6 protein-coding genes are annotated in these 6,433 nt (G+C 68.6%); 2 read left to right on the forward strand and 4 right to left on the reverse strand.

Annotated features, from left to right (window positions below):
* Positions 1–198 precede the first annotated feature (198 nt).
* The 4 genes from pepF to DV707_RS14640 all read right to left on the reverse strand — a co-directional run bounded on the left by pepF (position 199) and on the right by DV707_RS14640 (position 4,186).
* Positions 199–1,998: an oligoendopeptidase F gene (gene pepF, locus DV707_RS14625; protein WP_103993047.1), complete on the reverse strand. Its 1,800-nt coding sequence runs from the start codon at positions 1,996–1,998 to the stop codon at positions 199–201.
* Positions 1,999–2,086: 88 nt separating this feature from the next.
* On the reverse strand, positions 2,087–2,515 hold the full coding sequence (locus DV707_RS14630) for a DUF7112 family protein (protein WP_103993046.1): 429 nt from the start codon (positions 2,513–2,515) through the stop codon (positions 2,087–2,089).
* A 6-nt stretch (positions 2,516–2,521) separates the two neighbouring features.
* Complete coding sequence (locus DV707_RS14635) at positions 2,522–2,962, reverse strand: 30S ribosomal protein S6e (RefSeq protein WP_103993045.1); 441 nt, start codon at positions 2,960–2,962, stop codon at positions 2,522–2,524.
* A gap of 120 nt (positions 2,963–3,082) precedes the next feature.
* Positions 3,083–4,186: an aminopeptidase gene (locus tag DV707_RS14640; RefSeq protein WP_103993044.1), complete on the reverse strand. Its 1,104-nt coding sequence runs from the start codon at positions 4,184–4,186 to the stop codon at positions 3,083–3,085.
* Between the two features lie 60 nt (positions 4,187–4,246).
* On the opposite strand from DV707_RS14640, the gene DV707_RS14645 reads away from it, so the two are divergent.
* A complete protein-coding gene (locus DV707_RS14645) occupies positions 4,247–5,143 on the forward strand; it encodes an ATP-grasp domain-containing protein (protein WP_103993043.1) in 897 nt (298 codons plus the stop codon).
* Positions 5,144–5,224: 81 nt separating this feature from the next.
* A complete protein-coding gene (gene gnd / locus DV707_RS14650; RefSeq protein WP_103993042.1) occupies positions 5,225–6,127 on the forward strand; it encodes a phosphogluconate dehydrogenase (NAD(+)-dependent, decarboxylating) in 903 nt (300 codons plus the stop codon).
* Positions 6,128–6,433 lie beyond the last annotated feature (306 nt).

The following is a 6,433-nucleotide window of genomic DNA, read 5'->3' on the forward strand; positions in this document are numbered from 1 at the left end:
TCGGCACGTCGGCGCGGGAACCGAATGCGACGACGCGGGCGCCATCGTGAGAATCGAATGCGACGACGCGGGCGCCGTCGCAGGAACCGAGGGCGCCGGTGAGGGCGTCGTCGTGGGAGTCGACGGCGACGCTTCGCCGCCGTCGTCGCGAGCGGGTGCCGACTGTTCGCCAATCCGTCGGACGGCCGAGGGGAGCGCCTACTCCGCCGACAGCAACGCCGCCATCCGGTCGAGGTACTCGTCGTAGACCGAGACGGCGGACTCGATCGGCTCCGAGGACGTCATATCGACGCCGGCGGCGTCGAGGACGTCGATCGGGTACTCCGAGCCGCCGAGCGCCAGCGCCTCCCGGTAGGCCGTCGCCGCGTCCTCGCCCTCCGCTAAGATCCGCTCGACGATCGCGACGGCGGCGGAGATGCCCGTCGCGTACTGGTAGACGTAGTAGTTGTAGTAGAAGTGGGGGATCCGCATCCACTCGCGGGGGATCCGGTCGTCGAGTTCGGCCGGCGCGTAGAACTCCGACTTCAGGTCGCGGTACTCCTCGTCGAACCGATCGGGCGTGAGCGCGCCGTCGGCCTCCGCGATCTCGTGGATCCGGAGCTCGAAGTCGGCGAACATCGCCTGTCGGAACAGCGTCTGCCGGAAGCGTTCGAGGTACTCGTCGAGCACGTGCATCCGCAGTTCGTCGTCCTCGACGGTCTCGAGGAGGTGGTGCGTCAGGAGCGTCTCGTTGACCGTCGAGGCCACCTCCGCGACGAAGATGGTGTAGTCCGCGTACTGCCAGGGCTGGGCGTCCTTCGCGAGTTCGGAGTGCAGCGAGTGCCCGAGTTCGTGCGCCAGGGTGAACATCGAGGTGATGTCGTCCTGGTAGTTCATCAGGATGAACGGCTGGGTGTCGTAGGTGCCCGCGGAGAACGCCCCCGAGCGCTTGCCGCGGTTCTCGTAGACGTCGACCCAGCGCGACTCCAGCCCCTCGGCGACGCGCTCCTGGTAGGCCTCGCCGAGCGGTGCGACCGAGTCGACGATGTACTCCGTCGCTTCTTCGTAACTGATGTCGGGGCCCTCGTCGCCCGTCAGCGACATATACAGGTCCCACATTCTGAGGTCGTCGACGCCGAGGGCCTCCCGCTTCAACTCGGCGTGTCGGTGAAGGCTGTCGAGGTTGTCGTGGACCGTCTCGATCAGCGTGTCGTACACCTCGACCGGGACGTTCGGGCCGTCGAGCGCCGCCTCCCGGGCGGTCTCGTAGTGTCGCGCGCGGGCGTACTTGACGTCCTTGCGAACGCTGTTCTTCAGCGACGTCCCGACGGTGTTCCGCACCTCGCCCCACTCGTCGTAGAATCCCTCGTAGACCTCCCGCCGGAACGCGCGGTCGGGGTGCTTCTGGAGTTTCGTGAAGTTCCCCTGCGTGATCTCGACGGACTCGCCGTCGGGGCGCTCGACCGTCGGGAACGTCATATCGGCGTTCGAGAGCATCCCGAAGATGTCCGAGGACGCGCCAGCGACCTCGCCCAATTCGGCCAGTAGCTCCTCGATCTCCGCCGATCGAGTGTGCGGTTTCGTCCGCAGGACGTCGTCGAAGTAGTGTTCGTACTCGGCGAGTTCGGGCTCGCGGTCGACGAACGACTCGACGTCCGATTCCTCGAGTTGCTGTAGTTCGGGTTCGAGGAAGCTCACCGCCGACTGCGTCGACGAGGAGAGCGACTCGGCCTTCGCGCTCATCGCCTGGTACTCCTGGTTCCGGGTGTCCTCGGCGCTCCGGAGGTTGGCGTAACTGACGACCTTCGAGACCTCGCGGAGGAGTTCCTCTCGGAGTTCGAGCAGTTCCAGAAGCGTCTCGGGGCTCTCGGTCGCCCGTCCCTCGTAGGCCCGCAGGTCGTCGACGCGGTCTGTGACCGATTCGTACGCCGCCTCCCAGGCGTCGTCGTCCGGGTAGATGCTCGTGAGGTCCCACTTGTCCTCGGTGTCGATCTCCGCCCGCTCGGGAACCTGACTCATACCGGGAAGAGCGGTGGCGTCGTGGTAAGACTTACTTACCCGGCCGAATCCGCAGGGACGGTCCGCGTCGCGGCCGGAGAACGGACCGCTACTCCCGAAACGAGGAGGCGATGTCGCGGAGCGACTGGTCCGGACGCCCGGGGACGTCGTAGACGACTCGATCGCCGGGCTCGCGGAGGCCGTAACAGAACCCCGAGTCCAGTTCGTCGAGTTCGACCGCGTCGTCCGGACCGCGGTCGTGGTCCGCGCACCACTCGACGAGCCGGTTCTCGCCCTCCCCCGGTTCGCGCGTCAGCCGCTCGTTGTCGTACGCGCCGCGGACGAGCAGCCCCGAGGAGTCGGCGGCGACTCGCGCGTGGGTCGTCGCACCGTCGAGCAGCAGTCTGACGACGTCGCCCTCCTCGACGGCGACGTCGTCGGGGAGACGGAGACAGGGTCGCCTGGTGCCGCCGCTGCGGGCGATGGTGGCCCGCAGGCTCGTCACCGAGGCGTGGTCGCTCGGGATCCGTTCGGACACGAGTGGTTACTCTTCGGTGTCCTCGGCCTCGTCGTCAGCGTCGTCCGCTTCGGCGTCTGCTTCTTCGGCTTCCTCGTCGGCCTCGTCCTCGTCGTCGCCGAGCGTCCCGTCGACGACCGCGGCGTTCACCTGCGCGGTCTCGTCGGAGACCTGCCGGCCGCGCACGGTGACTCGCTTTCGCTCGCCATCGCGGGACGGCTTGTACCCCACGCCGCCTTCGAGGAGAAGTTCCTTCAGGTCCGAGCCGGCGACGTCTTTGCGCATCGGTCGGCCCGCCTCGTCGGAGCCGCCGGTGAGTTCCAGCGTCTGTCCGTCGAGACCGACGGCACCGCCGTCGACCTCGTCGCCGAGTTCGCGACCGAGGAACCGGTTTGCGTCCTGTCCGTCGACCTCGAACTGCTCTGTGTGTCCGGTCTCGTCGGAGACGACGACCTTGAATTCAGCCATAGACGGGAGGAGACGGCCGCCGATAAAAAGTACGTCGAAAGCGACTCCCGGTCGAACGCCGTCGCAGGCGGACGAGGAGCCCGATTCGGAACGGGCGAAACCGCCGCGGTCGGCGTCCGGTCAGGTTCCGGACTCGAACCCCTCTTCCCAGCGGAACCGACCGTTGCGCTGGACGACCTCGCCGTCGACTTCGAGGCGCGAGTCCTCGCTCACGTCGGTGATGAGGTCGACGTGGACGGCCGAGTCGTTGCCCGACTGTCCGTCGGGCAGACACGCGTCGTAGGCCCGTCCGAGCGCGAGGTGGACCGTGTCGCCCATCTTCTCGTCGAAGAGGATGTTGTCGGTGATCCGGTCGATACCGCGGTTCATCCCGATTCCGAGTTCGCCGAGCCGACGCGCGCCCTCGTCGGTGTCGAGCAGGTCTGCGAGGGTCTCCTCGCCGGCCGCAGCGCTGAAATCGACGACGCGGCCGTCTTCGAACCGGAGCCACACGTCGCGGACGCGCGCCCCCGAGATGGTCATCGGGACGTCGAAGACGACCTCCCCCTCGGTGTCGTACGGCGCGGTGAACACCTCACCCGACGGGAGGTTGTGCGAGTCGTAGGCGACGGAGGCGGCGGAGTTGACCGCGATTCGGCCCTCGATCGACATCCGGAGGTCGGTGTCGGCGGTCACCAGCCGGACTTCGCTCCCGTCGTCGAGGACCGACTTCAACTCCGCCATCTCCTCGGCCAGAGACTCCCAGTCGCGGAGGACCGCGCCGTAGACGAACTCCCGATACGCCTCGTAGGACATCCCGGCCTGCTGGGCGAGCGATCTCGTGGGGTGGACCGTCGACACCCAGTCGGTGTCCATCCGCGCCTCCTTGATCGGCTGGCGCGCCCGAGCGGCGGCCTGGCGCGTCTCGCCGTCGACGTCCGCGGTCGCGAACGTGTTGCGGCCGCCGCCGAGGAAGAGGACGGAATCGGCGTTCTCGTACAGCGCGAGTTCGTGCGCCGGTGCCTCGTCGAAGTTGTCCGCGTGCGCGCGGAGGTACGCGCGAGAGACCTCGTCGGAGGCGTAGGTGGTGACGACGTTCGCCCCGCGTTCGCCGAGCGCCTCGGCGACGGCGACGGCGAGGTCGTGTGCACCCTCCGCGACGCTGACAACGACGTCGTCGCCCGATTCGATGCGCGCGCTCCAGTCGACCAGCGTCTCGGCGTGCTCGCGGATGCGTCGGTCCATACCTCCCCTCCGTCGGCGCGGTCAAAAACGCTTATCGCCCGACGCGGCCGAGCGCCGAGCGTGACATCTATCGCGCTGGCGACCGCCGCCGACCTGCCCGACCTCGTCGACGACGACGCGTCGTTTCTGACCGCCCTCCGGGACCGAGGCGTGACCGCGACGCCGGTCGTCTGGTCCGACGAGTCGGTCGCGTGGGGCGACTTCGACGCCGTCGTCGTCAGGTCGGTGTGGGACTACTACCGCCGGCCCGAGGAGTTCGCGGCGTGGATCGACCGCGTCGACGACGCGTCCCCGACCGTGTTGAACGCGCCCGGAACGCTGCGGTGGAACCGCCACAAGTTCTACCTGCGGGATCTGGCGGACCGCGGCGTCGACACCCTCCCGACGGAGTACGTCGAACGGGGGACCGAGGCGACGCTCTCTGACATTCTCGACCGCCGGGGATGGGACGAAGTCGTCGTCAAGCCCGCCGTGAGCGCGGGGGCGTTCGAGACGAAGCGAATCGCCCGTGAGAGCGTCGCGGCCGAACAGCCGTGGTTCGACGATCTGGTCGCCGACCGCGACGTCCTCGTCCAGGCGTTCGCAGAGGACATCACGGCGGGGGAGTGGTCGCTCGTGTTCTTCGACGGCGACTACAGCCACTCGGTGGTCAAACGCCCCGAAGCGGGCGACTTCCGCGTCCAGGAGGACCACGGGGGCAGCGTCGCGGCCGAGACGCCAAGCGAGCCGCTTCGGGATCGGGCACGCGAGGTCGTCGAGGCCGTCGGGGGCGAACGCGGCGGCGACGCGCCGCTGTACGCCCGCGTCGACGGGATCGAACGCGGCCGCGGTGAATGTGAGACCGACGACGTCGACTTCCGACTGCTCGAAGTCGAACTCATCGAGCCGGAGCTGTTCTTCCGGGTCGACGCCGACGCCGGCGGACGGTTGGCCGAGGCCCTCCTCGACCGCCTGTAGCCGTCGAGGTTCCACCGAGAACGGCCCGATCGATCCCGCGAAACCGCAACCACTACGACCTCCGGCCGAGCAGCCTCGGACATGCAACTGGGCGTCATCGGCCTCGGCCGGATGGGACAGATCGTCGTCGACCGCGTGCTCGACGCCGGACACGACGTCGTAGCGTTCGACCTCGACGCGGAGGCGGTCGCGACCGCGGCCGACGCGGGGGCGACGCCAGCGGAGGACCTCGGCGACCTCGCAGAGCGCCTCGGCGAGGAGAAGCGGATCTGGCTCATGGTCCCCGCCGGCGAGGCCGTCGACGCGACGCTCGAAGAGCTCGAACCGCATCTCACCGCCGACGACGTCGTCGTCGACGGCGGCAACTCCCACTTCGAGGCGTCCGTCAGGCGAGCGGAGTCGATCGACGCCGCGTACCTCGACTGCGGCACCTCCGGCGGCCCCGCCGGCGCGGAGCTCGGCTTCTCGCTGATGATCGGCGGTCCCGAGTGGGCCTACGAGTCGATGACGCCCGTCTTCGACGCCGTCGCCACCGGCCCGGCGGGCCACGATCGGATGGGGCCGAGCGGGTCGGGCCACTACGTGAAGATGGTCCACAACGGCGTCGAGTACGCGCTGATGCAGGCCTACGGCGAGGGCTTCGAGTTGCTCGCGAACGGCCGCTACGACCTCGACCTCGAATCGGTCGCCCGCACGTGGAACAACGGCGCGGTCATCCGCTCGTGGCTGCTCGAACTCTGCGAGGAGGCGTTCCGCGAGGAGGGAAACGACCTCGGCGACGTCGCCGACCACGTCGCCGGCGGATCGACCGGCACCTGGACCGTCCAGGAAGCGCTCGAACAGGAGGTGCCGGTGCCGCTCATCTACCAGGCGCTCGCGGAGCGCTTCGGAAGCCGGGCCGACGACGGCCGCTTCGGTCGCCGGCTGGCGAACCGCCTGCGCTACGGGTTCGGCCGGCACGAGGTCCAGCGGCGCGAGGAATAGCGAACGGCACCATCGACGACACTGTCTGAGGTACCGCTTCGGCGACGACAGCTACACTATTGCACCCGCGATGACCACCGCGACCACAACGGGTGGGAATGGAAGGGGCCGCGCTCCCGACGAAGGCGGGCGAAGTAAGGACCGGAACGAACGGAGTGAGTGAGGACCGCAGCGAGCCCCCCGAGTCGGGAGCGCGGGGGCTTCCGAAGTCGTCTCCACAGTAGTGCGGTCGCTATCCACCGCGTGACCATCGTACGGCCGCGGCAATCACAATTTCCTTAACCCCCGACTTCCGTAGCCGCCGAT

Source organism: Halobellus limi (assembly GCF_004799685.1).
Classification (GTDB): domain Archaea; phylum Halobacteriota; class Halobacteria; order Halobacteriales; family Haloferacaceae; genus Haloquadratum; species Haloquadratum limi.